The organism is Brevibacillus sp. NPDC003359, assembly GCF_042878995.1.
GTDB lineage: Bacteria > Bacillota > Bacilli > Brevibacillales > Brevibacillaceae > Brevibacillus.
This window is the reverse complement of sequence record NZ_JBIAOR010000012.1, coordinates 13547-34129: the sequence shown is the minus strand read 5'-3', so window position 1 is coordinate 34129 and position 20583 is coordinate 13547. Positions and strand designations below refer to the sequence as shown.

Below are 20583 nucleotides of genomic sequence, written 5' to 3'. Positions count from 1 at the left end.
AAGAGCACGGTTCCCGTAGTTGAACAGATGGGAAGATGGATGACCGTAAGTTCTTAACTAATCAAGGCCTCCTCTGTTCCGTAGCAAATAAGCTCACATGACATGAGATTTTTGCCAAAAAGAATGGGAGTACCCTATCCAATTGCCTAGTTAAGAACACACACCGACATCAAAACGTCCCCTTTTAAAAAAGTTACCACCTATTATACGGTACTCGCAACGAATCGGCAAGAAGCTACATGGCAGTCTCTACAATCACACTTCTAGGCTGCTTCCGCTTTTCATGCAACCTGCGTCCCAGCCAATAAAAGATTAAGCTGACCAGCGCCAATACTGACATGACCAAAAACATCACAGGGCCACCATATGCGGTGAGCACCATGCCACCTGCCCACGGACCAAGAAAACTGCCTAGCATCGTTGCGCTTTGAGCCCCATAGTAAGTCCCTCGCATATTCCCGGGACTGATCTCGTCGATTTGCGCATACTCCGCCGGTACAATCAAGATCTCCCCTAGCGTAAATACGATCATCGCAGTAATAAACCAAGCCCAGTCTGGCGAAAAAGCAAAGCCAACTTCTCCTATGGCCATCAGTACAGCGCCACCTGCTATCCGAGCAAACAAGGAATAACGCTCAACCAGCCTCGTTATAGGAATTTGCAACAGCAAAACGGTAAATCCGTTGACGCTCATCAGCGTTCCAAACAAGGCGACTCCCTCAGAAAAGTTTTCCCGCAAGTATTGGGAAAGCGTAACAGACATCTGACCGTAAACCGTCACTAACAAGATTCCACCTGTGACAAATGTAAGTAGAACAACATCCCTTCTGAGAACTTGCCAGATTTCAGCCAAACTGGCTCTCTCTACCTCTCCGTTCCCCCCGCCGTCATCGGTGACGCCACATCTCCTACACGCCACTAATAAAATGAAGGCAAAGCTCACCAAGGATACTGTCGTCAGAAAAAACGCCAGATTACTTCCGGAAATTCCCAAAAAAGCACCAAGCATAGGACCTATCGCGAAGCCAAGATTGTTTGCAAGATAGCGATTCGAGAACACTCGAAAACGTTTATGCTCGGGAGTCAAGTCGCCCATCAGTGCTTTTGAAACCGTCGCAAAAATCGAGGCCGCCAATCCCATAACCATGCTAATCAAAAGCAAACCGATCGGATGAGCCACTGTAATGAATCCAATAATCGAGCACGCCATAGCAAGTAAGGAAAAAAACATCAGCTTTTGTCTGCCAAACAAATCAGAGAGAATCCCTCCAACAAATCCCCCGACTGTTCCAGCTAAAGGACCCGCCCCGATAATCAGTCCAATATAGGCGTGAGAGAGCTTCGTCGTTTCACCGAGATAGATGGCCAAAAACGGAATACTCATGGATTGAGTGAGCTGAACGAACACCGTCCCTGCCATCAACAGATGAACTATCGGGTGATACGCCTCCCACATTTGCCTCATTTTGCTCATACTGATTCAACCTACCCTCTCAACAGAATCATGCAATCTCTATAAGCAAAACTACTCTGATGTATGGAAAAAGGAACGAAGCAAGACAGGAAGACGTTCGACGAACGATTCGCGCAAACTGTAGTAGGAAATCATCGTACTACCTGTGTAGTGAGCACGAATCAGCCCCGCTCTGCGCAGCGCCGTTACATGATGATGGACGGTACTTTTGGCCAGTGATACCTGCTTCTGTAATTCACCGAGGGTACAAGTCTTTTTTGCCAGACAGCGCAAGATTTGCAGGCGCTTCTCATCCGCCAAGCACTGTGTCATGGGCAACAGCTCTAGGAGCGGCTGTGGTCTGGTCATTGCCGCATCTTTGACAGGGTACATGCAGGTGGCAAGCCCCCGATAAAAGTCGAGAACAGAAGAATGAGCACTATGATATTGCGGGATCAGTACAACTTCACGCAAATCCGCCATCGGCTCAATCCAGATACCGTTCGTCACATGATCGACCAAATCGATTGGAGGCATTTCTTTGACGCGGGCTGTCAGCTCATCGGCACTCCTTTGCAAGCTCTGCAAAATGCGTGGTTCCAGCTTCGAAAAATAATGTTCATTCCACCGGGTAAGCAGCGATAAGCTGTGATCACGGATTTCCCCCAAATTCAGCGGGATTGTCTCCACCCAAGGCGCGAGACGCTCATAAATTTCACCAGGAGGAATGCTTTCTAGCCACCCAAGAAATTCTTCGACGGATTTGGTCCGGGGCGATTGCGCTACAAGCAGTACCAAACGGTGGAGTACCTCCCAGCGTTCATCTGCGAGTTCTTCTGCAAAAGACGCCGGGAGCATTTGTTTCGTCTCCTCTTTCCAAGCCGTACCAAGCAAATAATGTTTGCGCTCCTTTTCGTAAATGTAAGTGTAGAGGCTAACGATACATTCATACGCAGGAGACCATTCTACTCTAATCGAATACATATCATTCATTCTATCACCATCGAACGTTTAGTTTTTCTCAGTGTATCATTCTTTGTAGAGATTGCATAGCTACTTTTGTCAAAAACAGTAAAACCCCGCCAGATTTACTGACGGGGCTTATCTACCACTCATTTTATACAAACGGCGGGTCCCACGCTTTTTTTCGCCAGCCCAACCGATGATCAACCACGTTCAAATCACGGTCCAAGACAACATCAACGCCGAATGGCAGCTTGCGGTTGTACCAAAAGCGCACATCACTCCACGTGACTTCATAACCGCCCTGAATCTCCTTCCACGTAACGTGGATTCGTTGCGCAAACCCGAGAAAAGCACGAACTCCGTCCACGCCGACAGTAGCCTGGATGATCGCATCACGATGCTGTTTCGGATACACATCCTCCAGAATCACACGTGCAAACTCGACTCTCCCTGTGTAAAACAGTTCTTCCGTCTCCACAACGAATCGCCAGCGAAAAGGATGCAGGCTCGGGAATACGTGGGATATGCCTCTTGTTTCCAAGGCATTTACTACCCGCCTGACGTTACGATGATGCTGCCAAGCCCGCACGCCGATATACAAGAGCGTCATGCCATATGCTGCCGGAAATAGCACGGTGGGATCTCCTTTAAAAGCTATCCACCATATCGCCGCTACCAGATGAACTGCGAAAAGCAGTGGCTCAAAAATCGCGAGCACATCCAAATGCACCCAGCGCTTGCTAATAGGGCGAATACACTGGACTCCATAGGCGTTTAGCATATCGAGAAAAACATGCAGCACAACAGCCAACAGCGTCCATCCGTACAAAATCCCGAACTGCCCCATCAGGCCAAACCCCCAGGCAAGAGGAAGACTGATGATGAGAGGCCACAGAAACAGCGCGGGAATCGAATGAGTAATTCCCCGATGAAAGCGAATGTAAAAAGAAATACCGCGAAGTCTGGCCACAGTATCGAAATCCGGGGCATGAGATCCCACTACCGTTGCGACCATCAGCGCCTGAGCAAGTGCCGGATCATGTGCCACTGCCGGCGTGATATGGGCTAAGCCCGCCAGTGTGGCACCTAACAAAAGATGACTGCCAGTGTCCATTACGATGCCTCCCTTTGCTAGTATTCCCTTCCCTTTTACTGTACGAAAAAATGGCGAGGATTCTATAAACCGCAGGTAAAGGTTATCCGAAGATTTCGTCTGCGACGTTAACAATCTCTCAATGAAAAAGCAGCCTGTCAAAGAAGAGACAGACTGCTTGGGAACTGCTTATTCGTGTTATTATGCTTCGTCCGTCAGGCGCAGGAATTCGTCGATGTCTGCCACAGCCAGATCAACAGCTTTTTGCCAGAACTCGACTGTCGTCATATCCTCACCGAGATGCTTCTTCGCCAAGTCCTCTACCATCAGGCGGCCCGTATCTTGGAGCAGTGCATCGTATTTCGGTGCGAAGCTCTCGCCTTCTTCGAGCGCACGCGCATAGACACTCAAGCTGAACAAGTATCCGAATGTGTACGGGAAGTTGTAGAACGGATACGACGTGATGTAGAAATGCAGCTTGGAAGCCCAGAAATGCGGCTCATAATCTGCCAAAGCCCCATTGTACGCTTGCTTTTGCGCCTCTTCCATGATCCGGTCGAGATCAGCTGCGCTAACCAGACCTTCTTTGCGCTTCTCGTAAAAGTCTTTCTCGAAAATAAAGCGAGCATGGATGTTCATGAAAAACGCGATGATTGATTGCAGCTTATCTTCCAAGAGCACCAGTTTCTCATCGTCATTGGCTGCATTTTTTACAGCAGCGTCAGCGAGGATCATCTCCGCGAAGGTCGATGCTGTTTCCGCTACGTTCATCGCGTAATTTTGGTTAAGTGCTGGCAAATCCCACATGACTTGCTGATGGTACGCATGTCCCAGCTCATGTGCCAGAGTAGATACATTGCTTGCGCTTCCTGCATACGTCATGAATACGCGTGACTGCTTGCTGACTGGGAAGCTCGTGCAGAATCCGCCTGGGCGCTTTCCAGGACGATCCTCAGCCTCGATCCAGCCCTCATCGAATGCCTTTTGCGCAAATTCAGCCATGCTCGGATTGAAACGGTTGAAGTGTTCAACGATCAAAGCAGCTGCTTCATCGTAAGACACTTCTTTATGTACCTTTCCAACTGGAGCCCCTACATCATACCAGCTCAGCTTATCTACACCGAGCAGCTTTGCCTTGCGCTCCAGGTAGGCAACCAGACGATCTTTGCGATTGTCGATGGCCTGCCACATTGCATCGAGTGTTTTTTCCTGCATCCGCCCGATATCAAGCGGCTCACGCAGAACGGAATCCCAGCCGCGATGACGGTACAGAGCGAGACGGAAACCACCCAAGTGGTTCAGCGCCTGTGCGCACAGCTCCGCTTCCTTGCCCCATGCCTCGTTCCACTTTTCAAAAACATGGGCACGAACAGCACGGTCAGGGCTACTCATCAGGTTAGATGCTTGCCCAACGGACAACTGCTTCGTCTCCCCATTTACTTCTACCTCGATCGTCATACGTCCAACGACCGTATTGTACAAATCTTGCCAAGCGTGATACCCGTCTACGGCCAAATCATTAGCCAGCACTTCTTGTTCTGGCGACAGCTTTTCCTGTGCACGGCGACGGCGCTCATTCAGTACATAAGCAAGCGGTTGCAATTCTTCGTCTGCCAACAGACTCTCCCATGCACCCCCGTCGACAGCCAACAGCTGTTCTTCCCAACGCGTCAACACTGCACCAAACGCAGCCGAGATGCTCTTCACACGTCCACCCAGCAGTTTGGCTGGCTCATCCTTTACATTTTGAGCAGTCAGGCAAGAAATGAATGCACCTGCTTGTCTCACCCGCACGGCAATACTTTGTACATGAGTGACAACTTCCTTGAAAGCCGCTGTTTCATGCAAACCAGCACCAGATTGTTCCAACCGAGCTTTTAGGTTCGCAATGTCCCCTTCCAAAGTCCCTAAAAACGCCCGAAATTCCTCCGATTCACTACCACCAGGAAAAATCACATCCATATCCCAGCGTTGTGGCAATGCTTTTGACATATGTATCCCTCCTCAACAAACTCTTTCGATAAAAATATTTCTATAATAAGGTAGCTATTCCCTCCCCATTTATTCATATCGTTAGAAAAGCGACTGCCAAGTACGCAGTCGCCAACTTATCATTCTTATTGAACAGGGATCGAAAACGTCTCCCCTTGTTTTTCAACAACAATCCTGTCCCGCTCATCCCCCGCTACCGCTAACAGACGCTCGAACGGCTCATCAACTGGCTCACGCGAGAGTACAAACGTATTCCAATGGATGGGCACCAGCCACTTGGCACCCGTCTCCTTGAACATTTGCCATGCTTGCTCTGGCGTACAATGCGCAGCTTGATACGAGTCTGGCTTGTAGGCGCCAATCGGCATGAACACCAGATCGATGGGCCCGAATTGATTCGACAAATGCTCCATCGAGATATAAGCGGTATCACCTGGATAGAGGATGCGCACGCCATTTTTCTCAATCATATAGCCGTTGTAGCCATACTCATGATTCCAAGGGAAGCGGTTGCCCCAATGGCGAACTGGAATCGCTGTAACCGTCATTCCTTCTTTGGTTGTAATGGCTTCTCCCGGCTGCATTTCTTCATACGAGCCAAATGGCATATGCTTGAACAGCTTGCTAGTTTGGTGGGACGTAATGACATGTGTGGAGCGATTCGCTATTTTCCGCAAAGTAGGCAGATCGACATGATCTAGATGGGCATGCGATAACAAAATGATATCTACCTCGCCAATTTCATCAAAGCCGAGGGCAGGAGGAGTAAAGCGTTTGGGACCAAAATGAACACCTGCGAGCTTAATCCCTAGCTTCTCGCCCAATACTGGGTCCGTCAGTATTTTCGTTCCAAACATATTCAACAGAATCGTCGAGTGGCCGATCCATGTAAATGTAACCTCATCATGAATCCAGTCAGCAGGCATTGGTTTTTTCGTGTCCAGATGACGAAACTCCGGCTTCGGAAGCTGTCCCATATGGTACCAGTAGCGGTAAGCCACATAGCCAATCAATCCGATAAGGAGTACCCCCGCTATGGAGCCTACCCATGTAAAAAAGTTGAGCATCAGACAACTCCCTTTATCCAGCTGTGATTTCCCCATTATAGCAAAAGGCATCATTGGTGTAGCAAGCCTAAAAAAGCGGCAAACTGCTTTTTACGCTTGCTTACTTCCTCATGCCGGGCTTGCTATAATTGCTAGAGAAAGACTGAGAGAATCGAGGAGAAACCCATGATCCTGCACAAGGGAGAAGTCCTGTTTCGACAAGGAGAATCTGGACCGCTCTATCATCTGAAGAGCGGTCTGTTAAAAATCGTTCGGGTACATGCAGACGGCGCATTGACGTTGGTCAACATCATCGTTCCGGACGAGATCATTCCGCATCATTCTTTGATGAGCCCGAATCCCTATTACGGGACAGCAATCGCTCTCGTGACCTGTGAGGTCGAAGTGCTATCTGCCCCGGATTGGTATCGCCATCTGGATGACAATCCTGAAAAATGTCGCGATATCGCGCTACAGCTGCAAGGTAAGCTGCGGATGATGCAGCAGCGTATCGACCAATTGACCGAAGTCTCTCCTGCCGAAAAGCTTCGCAAGCTGCAGCTTTGGTTTCAGACATTCATTCCTGTCGCTTCGCTTTCGGAGTTGCTGACACAGGATGAAATCGGTCAGCTCATCGGGCTTCGCCGCGAGACGGTAAATCGGCTGCTGCGCGCTCAAGCTGCGAATCGTGAATGAGCTTGGGCCCTCTCAGCCTATTAGGCCAAGGTGGCTGCCGGGCCAAAGAACTCATAGTGAATATCGTCTGCTGTTACTCCGCATTCCAACAGCGCATTGTTGATTGCCTTCATGAAAGGGATCGGCCCACAGAAATAGTAGTTTGCGTCCTTCGTTTCCACAATGCTTTGCAGCCACGGCAAGTCGATATACCCCTCTTTGTGAAAAGCTCCGTTCAAGCGATCTTGCTCAGTCGGCTTTTCATAGCACCAGTGAACAGATAGCTGCGGATGAGTGGCTGCCAGCTCCTCTACTGCCTGCTTCATAGCGTGCACATTTCCGTTTTGTGCTGCGTGAATGAAGGTGATCGGACGATCTGTTCCCGATTTGAGCAGTGTGTTTAGCATGCTGATCATCGGGGTCAGTCCTACCCCTCCACTGAGCAGCACAACTCGACGGCTGTCTTCTTGATTCAATGTAAAATCTCCAGCCGGAGCCGACAGGAGCAAGGTATCTCCTTCCTTGACTTCTTCGGCCAAGTAGACAGACACTTTCCCTGCTGGCTTATCCTGCGTCGCATCCTCCCTTTTGACAGAAATGCGATAGTACGGATTGCCCGGAGCATCAGAGAGACTGTATTGGCGAATATGCGTGTACTCCTCTCCAGGTATCTCCAACTTTACGCTTACATATTGCCCCGGTTCAAAGGCAGAGATCGCCCCGCCATCCGCTGGAACGAGATAATAAGATGTAATGACATCACTTTCCCGTACCTTTTTCTGAACGATAAATTCTCTGAAATCAGCCCAACCCCCAGGTTCTCCACTGGCCTGCTCATACATTTCATGTTCCACACCGATAAAAGCATCCGCAATGACCCCATACGCTTCCGCCCACGCTTGTAAAATCTCGTCTGTAGCAGCATCACCAAGTACGTCTTTGATCGCAGCAAGCAGGTTTTCCCCGACGATTGGGTAATGTTCTGCTTTCACTCCCAAGCTGCGGTGCTTGTGTCCGATTTGCTTTACTACTGGCAAAATCGTTTCCAGCTTATCGATATACAGAGCCGCAGCATAAACCGCATTTGCCAGAGCCGTTTGCTGTCTTCCTTGCTTTTGATTGGCGTGGTTGAAAATATTGAGAAGCTCAGGGTGCTTGGTAAACATCATTTGATAAAAACGTTTTGTAATGGCAGTTCCGTGTACCTCTAGCACAGGAACGGTTGATTTTATGATTTCAATGGTTTTTGGGCTTAACATCGTAGAACCTCCTTGAAGTGCTTCGTACTTTCTATATTTCAAGTGTACGGGAGGCTCACAAATACACATGTGATTCTGGTCACAGGAAAAAGAAACGATTTGTGACAACTGCAAAACACTATAAGAAAAAGTCGTCCCCCAACTGTCTTGTTGCAAAAGAAACGATTGCCATGATAGCATATCAGCCAAATCCATCATTAAACAAAAACACTGAAGGTGAATGAATGCTAACAGTAAACCGAGAAGACGAACGTCCAATCTGGCAGCAACTGCTGGACCAAGCAATCCATAATATTACCACCGGGAAATGGCAGCCAGGTGAATTGCTGCTCCCCTCCCGCGAACTCGCTTCTTTAATTGGCGTTTCCCGTTCAACCATACAGATTGTTTATGAGGAGTTATTCAGTCGCGGATACACTGTCACCTCTCGTCGCGGCGGGACTAGAGTTAGCGAATGGACTTATGCAACTCGTCCTTCAGAGGATGCTGCGCCAGAAGGACCTGTCCCTCCCGAATTGCCTTTATTAAACGCTACAATCGGTCATTTGCATGGTTGGTTCGGGGACAATGATAGTCTAAAGGTTGAGATCGATTTCAGTCCCCATGAGCCATATTTGGACGAACATTTTCAAAAGAATTGGAGACGTTCGTTTTTACAGGCTTCCACAGAAACGAATCTGGACAGTTGGGCTTATGGCAATTCCTATGGATATCAACCGCTACGAGAACAGATTCAACGTTATTTGTCACTTGAACGGGGCGTTCATGTGACTATTGATCAAATCATGTTAACCTCAGGTGCACAACATAGCATCGATTTGATCGCCCAAGCCCTTTTACATGAAGGAGATACTGTTTCTGTTGAAGATCCTGGCTTCCCTGCTGCCTGGATGGCAATGAAGTATCGGCGTATGCAAGTTGTCTCCGTTCCAGTTGACGAGTACGGGTTATGCGTAGACCAGATTCATCCGGGGTCCAAGCTTGTCTATGTTACGCCATCGCACCAGTGTGCGGTTGGAGTAATTATGTCGGAACCTCGCAGGCAACAATTGTTACACATGGCTGCTGAGCAGCGGCTTTGGATTGTTGAGGATGATTACGACAGTGAATTTCGCTATCGCGGCGACCCACTTCCAACCTTGTTCAGTCAGCGACCTCAGAACACGTTGTATATGATGAGTTTTTCCAAAATGATTGCTCCTGGTATTCGGATATCGGCAATCGTTGGTACCAAAGAGGCCATTCGTCAACTCGCCCAAGTCCATGAATTAACCTATCGGCATCTTCCGATTATGGAGCAATTAACGCTTACTCATTTTATTGAGCATGGTCATTTCATGCGCCATATGAGACGAGTTCGAAATGTATATCGGCGCAGACATGAAGCCATGACGAAGGCCATCATCACGACAGGTCTCGGCGAACACTTCACACTAAGCGGCGTAGAAACGGGGTTACATATCCTTCTTGAAGCTGATAAATCGTTTGTCGAAGAAGCCGCGACGAACCTAGCACTCGACAAAGGAATCCGTGTTTATCCACTTAGCAAGTATTGCTTGAAAAGCGATCGAAAAGGATGGGTACTGGGTTTTGCTAAAGTAGATGAATCCACCATTGAAGAAGGCATTTTTCGTCTTGCGGAGATTACACGGTTTTACCAGGTTTGAACATTTTTTCTTCTTCCATTGGATTTTCTTTCGCAGTGATATGATGTGGATCTATTCGGTACACCTGAACCGGACTACCGAATACTGCTGAACGGTATTTGTCAACGTGCTGCTTGGGTAAAGGCCGATTAAAGTAGCCAGGCACATACTTATTCATCATTTCTTGCAACATGTGTGTAGCTTCATCCAGATCGACTATAGGCTGTGCCTTGCCAAAAATCATTACACTCATATACGCTGTGTCCGTCTTAGCTGGCACCGGATCAGTAATCGTTCCATATTCTTCACAAACCGTAAAACAGACCTCTGGATTAGCATCCATAACCTGATTTCTTCTCCCGCCGGTGGCTCCATGGAAATAAAGCTGCCCATTTGTCCAAACAAAATTGAGCGGAACAACATACGGCAAATGACCATCGACCATTCCAAGATGTCCGATTCTAGCTTGCTGCAAAAATGTCTCAATCTTGCTCTTATCCAATACTTCTCTAATTTTGTAACGCACTCCATCCATTGTTATCACTCCTATTATTTTGAAATATGCTGCAAGTTTATCAGCCATTGGAGTGAATATATACGTCCAAAACCATCAGATTGGAGCAATCCATAAGCTATCGTCTAAAGCATGAGAAAACTAAAAAGCTGCCGGAACATCCCGGCAGCAGGCATTTTCTTATTACTCAGTATGATTGATTAAGTGAGCAATTTCTTTAACTCTTTCCATTGTAATTCCTTCTCTTTGTTCAACTGCAAGTGGATGATCCGTTTGTTCTAATTCTATTAATGGAACAGCACCAACTTCTTGTGTATGTACCATTGTCTTTAATGATAATGTAGTTATTGGATATATGGAAAGTTCAGTCGATAACCAACCAAAATAAGGTTTTTCATTTTCCCTTCCTTCTACATGCAATAATTCATTAGATTTCAAAAAATTTTCTTCGCTAAGAGAAACCCAAACACTCCATATAAATTTCTCTTTACTATCAATTATTGGTATTTCAATATGTCCTCTAATAAAGAAATGCTGTTCATCAATTACACAAAAGTCTCTAATTAACTCTGTTCTTTTCTCTTCTGGTACCGTGTAAAAATAATAGGGTGCTTCCATTCCGTAACATAAAGGAAGTTCATTTAATTCGTTGGTACAGTAAGGACATTTCATATTTTCTGCTCCTTATCGTTTCTCGGCGACTTCTTATTTACATTACCATATATTTCATTACATGGATAATCTGCTTGCTAGTTTAATAGTTTGCAGTAAAAGTCTCTTCCCCCAATACTGCTACAAAAAAAGATCACCCCAAGCCAAGCTGGGATGATCTCAATTTTTCTATTCAGCTTTGAAATACCAAGCGGATACCCGTTCCCTTACAAAATTGGCCATGTTGTCTATGTCATTAATATCGAAAAATGGCAACCCTGGCTGACGATAGTCTGACCAACCCACGATCCCTACCAGATGGGTAACGATAGATAAAAGCTCCTCATCCTCCGGCCTGCGAAGCAAAACCAGCTTCGGATAGCCTTCACGCTTGAAGCCTTCTACCAAAACGAGTTCAGCCCCGGCATCTGCCAAGCGCTGGATAAGCACGGACAGTTCCTGTGGCCTTTGCTCCACGATCGCTGTCTTCGTTTTCGAAGTGATGGCGACAAGCGAGGCTCCTGCTTCTCGATAACGCCAGGTGTCCTTCCCCGGCTGATCCCACTCGAAATCGTGTCCGCCGTCATGTTTGATGACCCCGACTCTTATCCCTGCCTTTTCGAGAATCGGAATGAGCTCGGTGAGCAACGTCGTCTTGCCACTGTTCGAATAACCAACAATCTGCAAAACACAAGGCGGCTTGACCATTATCTATCCCTCTCTCCTCCAGGTTGGCGTGGCATGAGTGAACACATCAACCAGCTCTCCTGTTCTCTGCCCGCTTCCCCCGGCTGGTATGATCATAAAGCATTCGCTGTCTTTCAACGTGCCGAGATTCCCTGCCTTTTCGTTGAAATCAGGGATCGCATGCAAGACTCCGTCTTTTTCGAGGAGCTTCCCTCGCAGATAACGCGGGTATGGACAAGGCTTCGTATAATCGACACCCAGTCTCGCCTTGATCACCTGCTGCACTACATGGGCCTCTCCTGAGATGCGACGAATGGCTGCTCGTGCAAATAACTCAAACCCGAGAAAACAGGCACCCGGATTACCCGATAGGGCAATGAATGGTTTGCCTTCCATGATCATACCAGTCGTCGGACTTCCCGGACGTATCGCGATCCGGTTGAACAAAAGCTCTACCTCAGGCTCATCCACTAATGCCGCGATCACATCAAAATCCCCAACGGACACACCGCCGCTGGAAATGACCAGATCCACGCCTCGCAAGCATTCACTGATTTTCTCCTTCGCCACCGACAGATCATCCGGCAGTCTTGAAAACGAAACAGGGATGCCCCCTGCCTCGGCAATCAAGGCAGTCAGCATCACCGTATTACTGTTGCGAATTTTGCCTGGAACAAGCGGCTGATCAATCTCCAACAGCTCGCTTCCAGTCGAAATCAGACCGACACGCGGCTTGCAGAAGACCTCAACCTGCGAGTAGCCAAACGTAGCCAAGCTGGCAAGGGTACCTGCATTGATCCTCTCGCCAGCCTTGGCAATTACCGTTTCTTTGGCCATCTCTTCACCGCGACGTGATACATTTTCCCCAGACTTCATCTCCCGCTTGATCCGTACAGTATCCGCCTCTTCGGCTGGGTTGTACGTTTGCTCAAACATGATGACCGCATCCGCACCCGCAGGCATCATCGCACCTGTCATGATCCGCGTAGCGTAGCCCTTTTTCAATTCTCTAGTAGGTACTTGCCCAGCCGCAACCGTCTCTAGCACGGTTAGCGTAATCGGGTGGTCAACGGAGGCCCCAACCGTATCCGCAGCTCTCACGGCAAACCCATCCAGCGGCGATCGGTCAAAGTGCGGCAAATCGTATGTTGCATGTAAACCAGAGGCCAGAATCCGCCCGAATGCCTCCCCGATCTGCACTTGTTCCGTTCTCCCTGTCGACAATTTTGCCAACAGCTTGCTTATCGCTTCTTCAACCGAGATTGTTTGTCGCGAAAAACGCATGGCTTGTTCCTCCTAATCTTGACCACCCATTGCTGTAGCTCGTCAGCCGACGTTTACTTCCAAATCTTCAACTTCTCTCTCCACGTATTTCAAATCTTTGTTGGCGTGGAAAGTATCCGCTTTTTCAACCTTCACGGCTGTATTGTATTCGGGAATACCTGCGTATGTCTCGTATACACCCTTCGGAATCAATACGTTTCCTTCCGGCCAGTGTACTTGAATGTTTCCGCGTCTTGTGTCCTCGAATTTGGCCCGTCCCTGGAACGTTCCATATTTATTGTAAACGACGATGTTTTCGCCTTCTGCAATGCGCAGTTCTTTTGCATCCTCTGCATTGATCAGGATATCATAACGGTCCGCATTGTTGAACGGGTCTTTCTGGCTGTAAATCATCGAGTTGAACTGCTTACCGCGACGAGTCGTTACATAGAAGTGTCCCTCTGGCTTGTTCAAATCCGGAATTTCAGTCGGAATCAGATTCGCTCGGCCGTCCGATGTCGGGCATACGCCGTCTTCACACAACCAGGCACCGCCCCATTGGAAAACATCCCCGCGGTTTTTCAGATGCTGGATACCGTCGTAATTTGGATTTGCTTGGGCAATCTCTGCGCGAATTTCAGCCGCGCTTGAGAAGTGCATCAGATGCTTTTTCTCTGGATTTACCCGTGCCGCCAGATCAACGTAAATCTCCCATTCCGAACGCGCTTCTTCAATACGTGGCCCTTCCACTTCGGCACTGAAGAAAACCATACGCTCTGTGCTTGTCGACGTACCGCCACCCGGCTGCTCGTAACGAGTCATTGCCGGCAGTACGATCACTTCTTCCTTCGCGTCTACCAGCGTAGATGTATTGAAAATGATGTCCTGATGTACACGCACTTCTATGCTCTCCAAGCATTTTTGCATGAAGTCCGGATCTGGCATCGTCTCCAGGAAGTTACCGCCGCTCGTGTAGAACAGTCTAGTCTTGCGCTCGTGTCCATCTGGCAACACTGCATTCTCCAAAGTAATACCGACGATATCTCCTTGCCATTTCGGGATTGGGAAATTCCAGATCTTTTCGATGCGGTTCCATGACTTTTCTTCAAAATCTCCACCTGGCAAGCTGAACGGATCGGCACCCATTTCACCGGAGCCTTGTACACCAGAGTGACCGCGAATTGGCATGAGACCAGTGTGCTTGCGACCCAAGAATCCACGAAGGATTGCCAGATTGGCTACCTGAGAAATATTGTCCGTACCGAATTTGTGCTGGGTCAGACCCATACTCCATACGAATACACCATTTTTGGAGTTGGCGAGCAGTTGCGCGAATTCTTTGATGCGCTCGCGGCTGAGACCGGAGGATTCCACGATCTTCTCCCACGATTCATTCATCACATGTTTGCGCAGCTCTTCGATTCCGTTCGCGTGCTCCTTGATGAATTCATGGTTGATCGCAGAACCTGGCTTCGCTTCTTCCATCTCGAACCAAATCTTCATCACGCCGTTCATGAACGCGATGTCGCCGCCAATGTTCACTTGGTAGAAATCATCCGCAATCTTCGTTCCGAACAAAGCACTGTCCGGTACAGATGGAATCCAGTACTTCTCCATCGCTGGCTCTCTGTACGGGTTGATCAGGATGATTTTCGTTCCTGCCTTTTTCGCTGCATACATGTATTTCGTCGATACAGGCTGGTTGTTACCTGGTACAGAACCCCAGAATACGAGCACATCAGTCCCGATCCAATCCTGATAGTTACAGCTCGATGCACCGATACCAACCGAACGCTTCAATGCTGTCTTACTCGGCGAGTGACAAATACGGGATGCATTGTCGATGTTGTTGGTTCCGAGGAAACGAGCCATTTTAGCTGCCGTGTAGTATACCTCGTTGGTAATCCCACGAGCGGTCAAGAAAAAGGCCAACTGTTTCGGGCTGATGTTTTTGATTTTTCCCGCGATGCGGTTTAGCGCTTCATCCCAGCTAATGCGGGTAAACTTGTTTTCGCCTGGCTTTCTTGAAAGCGGATACGGAATTCTTCCCAGCTTGCGCAATTCTTCGCTGGACAGCTTTCGCAGCGCATTCACATCTTCAAACCATTTGGCATCCATGGCAGGCATGGTATTGAGACGCAATACGTTCAGTCGCGTGGTGCACAAATGCGGACCAGTCAACGTCTGATCGTAGAGACCGGATACGCCGAGAGCGCAGCCATCACATACCCCTTGCGTTAAGATGCGATAGGCGTAACCCAAATTATCGCGATTGTCATAGGCCACCTTCATCGTATCTCGAATGTGATGCGGCTTGATTTTTCCGAGTCCCATCGGCATCAGTGAAGCCCATAAGGACGGCTTCCACGAAGTATCCAGCTTAATTGGTCCGCTATGCTTGGTCTTGCCCATTTCTTTAATCTCCCCTCTAATAAACTCCATTAAGACGAAAAAACCACCATGAAACAGTCCCTTGTCCTATTGGAAAAGAGCGTGTTCACGGTGGTTGTCTACGGCAGGTTCGCTACCTAGTCTCAACTTCGTGTTTGCTTTCGCGAATTCCGTTACGTCTAAGCCGGTGAACAGGAACGCTGCTTCGTTTAGACTTACGGTTCGTTTTTCATTCTTTTTTCGATGTCTTGATCAAAAACAAAGATCGACATTCCAAAATCCCGTTCAATGTCAATATCGACGAATAGATCAACGAGTTTTGCTCCAAGAAACGCTTCCATGTCAACTGGCTGGTGTTTCCGATAGATCTCTTTGACCATTTCGGTTCGGGCAGCTCGTAATGTCTGCTTTCCGTCTTCCGAAGTGGCGATGAACTTTTCCACCGGAGAAAGGTTGCCTTCCATCTCGCAGATCGCCCAGTTCTTGCAGAACGTGGTGCTGATCTTGCTAGGTCCCTTTCCCATATGGCGCTTTCGGAAAGCCCTGACCAAATTACTGAATTCTGCTTCGAACTTATTCATCGAGGAAAATCACCTTTACTTCAAATCATTCTCTACTTAAACTTTACCATTGATTAACTAGCCAATTCAACAGACTTTTCTCTTTGTTTGGCTTCTTCCTTCAGTTTTTTGATATCCAGACGGACTACTAGCGAGATCACCAGAGCGACAACGAACATTCCTGCGAAAACACTCATCGTTCCTGTATAGCTTTCCGTCGTCTTGCGAACCCATGCTGCAAAGATCGGTCCTGCCAAGCCAGCAGCAGCCCATGCCGTCAGAATATAGCCGTGAATCGCACCCAATTGCTTCGTTCCAAACAAGTCACCAATGTACGCCGGAATGGACGCAAAGCCACCACCGTAACAGGTCATAATGATGAACATCGCCACCATGAACAGGATTGGATTGGACAGATTCGGCAGTACGAAGAACAATACCATTTGGATGGCGAAGAAAGCTGTGTACGTATTTGGTCGTCCAATGAAATCAGACAAAGACGCCCATCCGATACGTCCACCTCCGTTGAACAAACCGTTCAGACCTACCATGAGGGCTGCTGTTCCGACAGACATGCCCACCATTTCTTGCGCCATCGGCGAAGCTACCGAAATAACGGCGATTCCACATGTCACGTTGATAAACAGCATCAGCCACAGCCAGTAAAAACGACGTGTCTTAATCGCTTCATTGGCAGTCAATTGGCACAAATCTTTTTTGATTTGCTTGCTGCCAGCTGTTCCCGAATTGGAAAATCCAGCCGGTACCCAGCCTTTTGGAGGTGGCGCCAAATATTGAGCCGAAGCCAACATCACAACGAAATAAATAATGCCCAAAATATAAAAGGTGTTCGCGATTCCTACATTTGCAATCAAAGCGTTCATAATCGGACTGGCAATCATCGAGGCAAAACCGAAGCCCATAATGGCAAGACCCGTTGCTAAACCACGGCGATCCGGAAACCATTTGACCAAGGTCGATACTGGCGTAATATAGCCTACACCAAGACCGATACCGCCCAGCACTCCATAACACAAGTACAACAAAGGCAAGCTGCTCAATTGAATCGCCAAGCCAGCCCCGACAGTTCCTACTCCAAAAAAGATAGATGCTAGAATGCCAGCTTTGCGCGGGCCGTGTTTTTCTACATAATGACCGAGGAAGGCAGCAGACAGCCCCAAGAACAAGATCGCAATACTAAACGTAAATTGAACGTCTGGCAAGTCCCAGCCGAACTGCTCGGTAATTGGCTTGGTGAATACACTCCAAGCGTATACCGATCCAATCGAGATGTGGATGCCTACCGCAGCCAACGCGATGAGCCAGCGGTTTTTCACTTTTTGTTCCAAATCATTCATCTCCTTCTCAATGGTCTTTAACATGCTTTGGATCCATCAGCAGCTTTCTCGAAAAAAAAGAAAAACTGCTGATTTCACCGACTCACCCAGGTCTCCACAAAGAGAACGAGGGCTACGATGAAACACAGCAGTTAATCATCAGCAGGAACGCTACATCAGCATCAACAAGCATTGTGTTCACTATGTAATTCGCTGTAAGGCTACAAAATAATCGGTGGCAGGGTCGCTGCTCCGTGTCAATCTGTCCTTACGCCATGAATACATGGAAAGACGAAAAATTTATGACACTTTTCATCTCACATAGTATACTACCATGTAAGCGTTCACTCGACAATATTTTCCTCACAAAATAGCCATAAAAACTTCATAATTTCGACGAAAAAGGGAGGCCCGCATGTCCGAACTAACCATCACCACCCGATTGCCCGTGTTGAAAATTTCGGCTGACCAACATGGCTGGGAAGACGACGAAATCGTTACCGAGTACCCCCTCACCATTTTCCTCAATGATGAGGAATTCGCTACAATCGTATGTACTCCGGCCGACCTGGAAGAAATGGTCATCGGTTTTCTCGCAGCCGAGGGCGTCATCAAGAGTTACTCGGAAATCAAACAGCTTACGATTAATGAGGCCCAAGGGTTTGCTTACGTTGATTTGCATAAAGAAACAATTTTGTCGCAGAGCTTTTACTCCAAACGCAGAATTACTTCCTGCTGCGGAAAAAGCAGACAGTCCTTTTACTTTTTTAGCGATGCACGCACAGCAAAGTCTGTTGAAAGCACAGCAATTGTCACCCCCGCTCAATGCATGCGCCTGATGAAGGAATTGCAAGCATCGTCTGAGATCCATCGCCAAACAGGTGGCGTCCATAATGCAGCCCTCTGTACACCGGATGAAGTTTTGCTTCAATTCTCCGATATCGGGCGTCACAATGCTCTCGACAAAATCTATGGGAAATGTTTGCGAGAGAACATTTCCACCACGGACAAAATTCTTGTCTTCAGTGGACGAATCTCGTCTGAGGTGCTGCTCAAGGCTGCCAAAATCGGTGCTGGCATCATTCTGTCCAAGTCCGCTCCAACTGATCTCGCCCTGCAATTGGCAGATGAGCTGAAGCTCACCGCAGTCGGATTTATCCGCAATGACAAAATGAACGTGTATACACAAGCCGAGAGAATCCTCCTACCTTAAAGAAATCAAAAAAGTGGGACGAGCTTCGAGCCATCCCGCTTTTCTATGTTTTTTCAACTGGTATTATCAAAGCCCGAGTTAGCCTCTCGGGCTTTTGTTCTTTGTACGTGGGGATTTTTTATTTGCAGCAGCAATGTTTCTTTTTATGATGCTTGCAGTGGTGGTGATGGTCGTCATCATCCTCGTCGTCGTCATCTTCTTCGTCTTCATCATCTATGTCATGCTTCTTGCAACAGTGATGGTCATGTTTTTCAAAGCATTTGCAATCATGGCGTTTGCAGCGACAGCAGTGATCTTGGCAATGTTCATGCTTTTTGCAGCAACAATGCGACTCATCGTATTGGCTGTGTTTTTTGCAACAGCACTGTGGCTCGTAGTAATTGTCGGGTTTTTTGCAACAGCAGTAGTGGTCGTAATATTTGTCGGGTTTTTTGCCGCAACAGTGGTGGTCGTAGTATTTGTCGGGTTTTTTGCAACAACAGTGGTGACCGTAGCTTTTGTCCTGTTTTTTGCACTTTCTTGTCATTGCGTTTCCCTCCTTTCATTAGCCATCACTACTATTCATACGGTTTGTCCAGAAAAACGCTTGTATGATTGCCCCCTATGAAAAGCCCCTTTTATCCAAACAAAAAACAGGACACACCTCAAGCATGTCCTGTCTTTCTGCGTTCTTCTTCAAGTTTTGCCTGTTCGTACTCTTCAGGCGTGTTGACATTAAATACAGCCCAAGGGTCCAACCATTCATCAGGCAATGGCACCACCCGCAGCTCATCTAATGTCCGCATCAGTTTTCGCTGTCCATGTAACAGCGCCTGCTCCCAATTAGCCTGCGTTCTCCGATGATACACTGCGCATAGCGGATGCGTGCGTCCCTCTGATTGGGTGACGATCACATCCCAATCGTCCCTCTCCCTCGCAAATTCAATAAGTTTGGCTATTTGCACACGATCCATAAAAGGAAGGTCACAGGACAACACCAGTAAAGCATCCTCGGAACTTACGCGAAAGGCAGTAACCAGTCCACTAACAGGACCACAGGATGGTACCAGATCAGGTGTAATTGTGACGGTCTGTTCATCAATTTGTTCCTTTTGTGTCACTTGAGTGTCTGAAAAATCGTTCGCTACAATGAAACAAGACAAACCAACCGCCTGTACTTCTTTTACCAGCTCTGTTAAGAAGGTTCCGTCCCTCCACGGTAATTTTTGCTTTGGCGAGCCCATTCTGCTGCTTTTTCCGCCAGCTAAAATAACCGCACTGATACGCAGTTGCTGCATAAATTTCCTCCTGGGTGTTGACAATAATCCTTATTAGTTTATAATAAATTTAAACAAATAATTATTATAAATAAGGAGAGATTCTCGATGGAAAACACACTCTACAGCGTTCTAAATAAACAAGTGGCGAACTGGACAGTCCTCTATACGAAACTACACAATTTTCACTGGAATGTAAAAGGACCTCACTTCTTTACGCTCCACGCAAAATTTGAGGAATTGTACAACGAAGCAGCAGCAAATCTCGATACCCTCGCTGAACGTGTCCTCTCCATCGGTGGAAAGCCTGTAGCGACTTTGGCTGCATGTCTGAACACAGCAAGCATCACCGAAGCAGAAGGAAGCGAAACAGCTGAGCAAATGGTAGAAACGATTGCGAGAGACTTCTCCATTCTCGTAGATGAACTGAAGCTGGCTATGGAAACGGCAGACCAAGCCGACGATGAAGCGACAGCCGATATGCTGCTGGGAATCCGCAGCAGCCTGGAAAAACACATTTGGATGCTCAAGTCATTCTTGCAATAATCAAGTAATTCGATAGACACCAAAAGGCGATTGTG

The 20583-nt window shown here is 47.8% G+C and carries 19 protein-coding genes; 5 read left to right on the top strand and 14 right to left on the bottom strand.

Annotated features, from left to right (window positions below):
- Positions 1-235 precede the first annotated feature (235 nt).
- The 5 genes from ACFYU8_RS23165 to ACFYU8_RS23145 form a co-directional block, all read right to left on the bottom strand.
- The gene (locus ACFYU8_RS23165; RefSeq protein WP_390304223.1) at positions 236-1474 is read right to left on the bottom strand and encodes an MDR family MFS transporter; all 1239 of its coding nucleotides are present in this window, start codon (positions 1472-1474) and stop codon (positions 236-238) included.
- A 51-nt stretch (positions 1475-1525) separates the two neighbouring features.
- On the bottom strand, positions 1526-2446 hold the full coding sequence (locus ACFYU8_RS23160) for an ArsR/SmtB family transcription factor (RefSeq protein ID WP_390304221.1): 921 nt from the start codon (positions 2444-2446) through the stop codon (positions 1526-1528).
- Between the two features lie 124 nt (positions 2447-2570).
- A complete protein-coding gene (locus ACFYU8_RS23155) occupies positions 2571-3533 on the bottom strand; it encodes a metal-dependent hydrolase (RefSeq protein WP_390304219.1) in 963 nt (320 codons plus the stop codon).
- A gap of 180 nt (positions 3534-3713) precedes the next feature.
- Positions 3714-5504, bottom strand: a complete 1791-nt coding sequence (locus tag ACFYU8_RS23150; protein WP_390304217.1) for a M3 family oligoendopeptidase — start codon at positions 5502-5504, stop codon at positions 3714-3716.
- A gap of 125 nt (positions 5505-5629) precedes the next feature.
- Entirely contained in the window at positions 5630-6571 is a 942-nt protein-coding gene (locus ACFYU8_RS23145) for an MBL fold metallo-hydrolase (RefSeq protein WP_390304215.1), read from the bottom strand.
- Positions 6572-6736: 165 nt separating this feature from the next.
- Between ACFYU8_RS23145 and ACFYU8_RS23140 the strand changes: the two genes are divergently transcribed.
- Positions 6737-7246 carry a Crp/Fnr family transcriptional regulator gene (locus ACFYU8_RS23140; RefSeq protein ID WP_390304213.1) on the top strand — a complete coding sequence of 170 codons (510 nt, stop codon included), beginning with the start codon at positions 6737-6739 and terminating at the stop codon, positions 7244-7246.
- A gap of 20 nt (positions 7247-7266) precedes the next feature.
- Here ACFYU8_RS23140 and hmpA read toward each other — a convergent pair whose 3' ends face one another.
- On the bottom strand, positions 7267-8484 hold the full coding sequence (hmpA, locus tag ACFYU8_RS23135; protein ID WP_390304211.1) for an NO-inducible flavohemoprotein: 1218 nt from the start codon (positions 8482-8484) through the stop codon (positions 7267-7269).
- Positions 8485-8708: 224 nt separating this feature from the next.
- Between hmpA and pdxR the strand changes: the two genes are divergently transcribed.
- Positions 8709-10151, top strand: a complete 1443-nt coding sequence (gene pdxR, locus ACFYU8_RS23130) for a MocR-like pyridoxine biosynthesis transcription factor PdxR (protein ID WP_390304209.1) — start codon at positions 8709-8711, stop codon at positions 10149-10151.
- Here pdxR and ACFYU8_RS23125 read toward each other — a convergent pair.
- The 7 genes from ACFYU8_RS23125 to ACFYU8_RS23095 form a co-directional block, all read right to left on the bottom strand.
- The gene (locus ACFYU8_RS23125) at positions 10129-10665 is read right to left on the bottom strand and encodes a pyridoxamine 5'-phosphate oxidase family protein (RefSeq protein ID WP_390304207.1); all 537 of its coding nucleotides are present in this window, start codon (positions 10663-10665) and stop codon (positions 10129-10131) included. The two genes, pdxR and ACFYU8_RS23125, sit on opposite strands and share 23 nt — an antisense overlap.
- A gap of 162 nt (positions 10666-10827) precedes the next feature.
- Complete coding sequence (locus tag ACFYU8_RS23120) at positions 10828-11316, bottom strand: DUF2199 domain-containing protein (RefSeq protein ID WP_390304205.1); 489 nt, start codon at positions 11314-11316, stop codon at positions 10828-10830.
- A gap of 168 nt (positions 11317-11484) precedes the next feature.
- Complete coding sequence (gene mobB, locus ACFYU8_RS23115) at positions 11485-12003, bottom strand: molybdopterin-guanine dinucleotide biosynthesis protein B (protein ID WP_390304203.1); 519 nt, start codon at positions 12001-12003, stop codon at positions 11485-11487.
- 3 nt (positions 12004-12006) lie between these two features.
- Positions 12007-13266, bottom strand: a complete 1260-nt coding sequence (locus ACFYU8_RS23110; protein ID WP_390304201.1) for a molybdopterin molybdotransferase MoeA — start codon at positions 13264-13266, stop codon at positions 12007-12009.
- A 42-nt stretch (positions 13267-13308) separates the two neighbouring features.
- Positions 13309-15657: an FdhF/YdeP family oxidoreductase gene (locus tag ACFYU8_RS23105; protein WP_390304199.1), complete on the bottom strand. Its 2349-nt coding sequence runs from the start codon at positions 15655-15657 to the stop codon at positions 13309-13311.
- A gap of 194 nt (positions 15658-15851) precedes the next feature.
- On the bottom strand, positions 15852-16217 hold the full coding sequence (locus tag ACFYU8_RS23100) for a Na-translocating system protein MpsC family protein (protein ID WP_007722503.1): 366 nt from the start codon (positions 16215-16217) through the stop codon (positions 15852-15854).
- Positions 16218-16270: 53 nt separating this feature from the next.
- Entirely contained in the window at positions 16271-17545 is a 1275-nt protein-coding gene (locus ACFYU8_RS23095) for an L-lactate MFS transporter (protein ID WP_390304488.1), read from the bottom strand.
- A 403-nt stretch (positions 17546-17948) separates the two neighbouring features.
- Between ACFYU8_RS23095 and fdhD the strand changes: the two genes are divergently transcribed.
- Together fdhD and ACFYU8_RS23085 are read left to right on the top strand one after the other, a co-directional pair.
- Positions 17949-18746 carry a formate dehydrogenase accessory sulfurtransferase FdhD gene (fdhD, locus tag ACFYU8_RS23090; RefSeq protein ID WP_390304197.1) on the top strand — a complete coding sequence of 266 codons (798 nt, stop codon included), beginning with the start codon at positions 17949-17951 and terminating at the stop codon, positions 18744-18746.
- Between the two features lie 145 nt (positions 18747-18891).
- Positions 18892-19353, top strand: a complete 462-nt coding sequence (locus tag ACFYU8_RS23085; protein WP_390304196.1) for a hypothetical protein — start codon at positions 18892-18894, stop codon at positions 19351-19353.
- A gap of 37 nt (positions 19354-19390) precedes the next feature.
- Here the strand turns inward: ACFYU8_RS23085 and mobA are convergent, their stop codons facing one another.
- Entirely contained in the window at positions 19391-20023 is a 633-nt protein-coding gene (mobA, locus tag ACFYU8_RS23080) for a molybdenum cofactor guanylyltransferase (RefSeq protein ID WP_390304194.1), read from the bottom strand.
- An 87-nt stretch (positions 20024-20110) separates the two neighbouring features.
- Here mobA and ACFYU8_RS23075 point away from each other — a divergent pair, with 87 nt between their 5' ends.
- The gene (locus tag ACFYU8_RS23075; RefSeq protein ID WP_327949407.1) at positions 20111-20548 is read left to right on the top strand and encodes a Dps family protein; all 438 of its coding nucleotides are present in this window, start codon (positions 20111-20113) and stop codon (positions 20546-20548) included.
- Positions 20549-20583 lie beyond the last annotated feature (35 nt).

Coding starts and splice junctions, on each gene's coding strand:
- ACFYU8_RS23160 (WP_390304221.1), bottom strand. CDS start 2,446: ATGAATGATATGTATTCGATTAGAGTAGAATGGTCTCCTGCGTATGAA.
- ACFYU8_RS23125 (WP_390304207.1), bottom strand. CDS start 10,665: ATGGATGGAGTGCGTTACAAAATTAGAGAAGTATTGGATAAGAGCAAG.
- mobA (WP_390304194.1), bottom strand. CDS start 20,023: ATGCAGCAACTGCGTATCAGTGCGGTTATTTTAGCTGGCGGAAAAAGC.
- ACFYU8_RS23145 (WP_390304215.1), bottom strand. CDS start 6,571: ATGCTCAACTTTTTTACATGGGTAGGCTCCATAGCGGGGGTACTCCTT.
- ACFYU8_RS23075 (WP_327949407.1), top strand. CDS start 20,111: ATGGAAAACACACTCTACAGCGTTCTAAATAAACAAGTGGCGAACTGG.
- ACFYU8_RS23155 (WP_390304219.1), bottom strand. CDS start 3,533: ATGGACACTGGCAGTCATCTTTTGTTAGGTGCCACACTGGCGGGCTTA.
- fdhD (WP_390304197.1), top strand. CDS start 17,949: ATGTCCGAACTAACCATCACCACCCGATTGCCCGTGTTGAAAATTTCG.
- mobB (WP_390304203.1), bottom strand. CDS start 12,003: ATGGTCAAGCCGCCTTGTGTTTTGCAGATTGTTGGTTATTCGAACAGT.
- ACFYU8_RS23120 (WP_390304205.1), bottom strand. CDS start 11,316: ATGAAATGTCCTTACTGTACCAACGAATTAAATGAACTTCCTTTATGT.
- ACFYU8_RS23105 (WP_390304199.1), bottom strand. CDS start 15,657: ATGGGCAAGACCAAGCATAGCGGACCAATTAAGCTGGATACTTCGTGG.
- pdxR (WP_390304209.1), top strand. CDS start 8,709: ATGCTAACAGTAAACCGAGAAGACGAACGTCCAATCTGGCAGCAACTG.
- ACFYU8_RS23165 (WP_390304223.1), bottom strand. CDS start 1,474: ATGAGCAAAATGAGGCAAATGTGGGAGGCGTATCACCCGATAGTTCAT.
- ACFYU8_RS23085 (WP_390304196.1), top strand. CDS start 18,892: ATGATGCTTGCAGTGGTGGTGATGGTCGTCATCATCCTCGTCGTCGTC.
- ACFYU8_RS23150 (WP_390304217.1), bottom strand. CDS start 5,504: ATGTCAAAAGCATTGCCACAACGCTGGGATATGGATGTGATTTTTCCT.
- hmpA (WP_390304211.1), bottom strand. CDS start 8,484: ATGTTAAGCCCAAAAACCATTGAAATCATAAAATCAACCGTTCCTGTG.
- ACFYU8_RS23110 (WP_390304201.1), bottom strand. CDS start 13,266: ATGCGTTTTTCGCGACAAACAATCTCGGTTGAAGAAGCGATAAGCAAG.
- ACFYU8_RS23100 (WP_007722503.1), bottom strand. CDS start 16,217: ATGAATAAGTTCGAAGCAGAATTCAGTAATTTGGTCAGGGCTTTCCGA.
- ACFYU8_RS23140 (WP_390304213.1), top strand. CDS start 6,737: ATGATCCTGCACAAGGGAGAAGTCCTGTTTCGACAAGGAGAATCTGGA.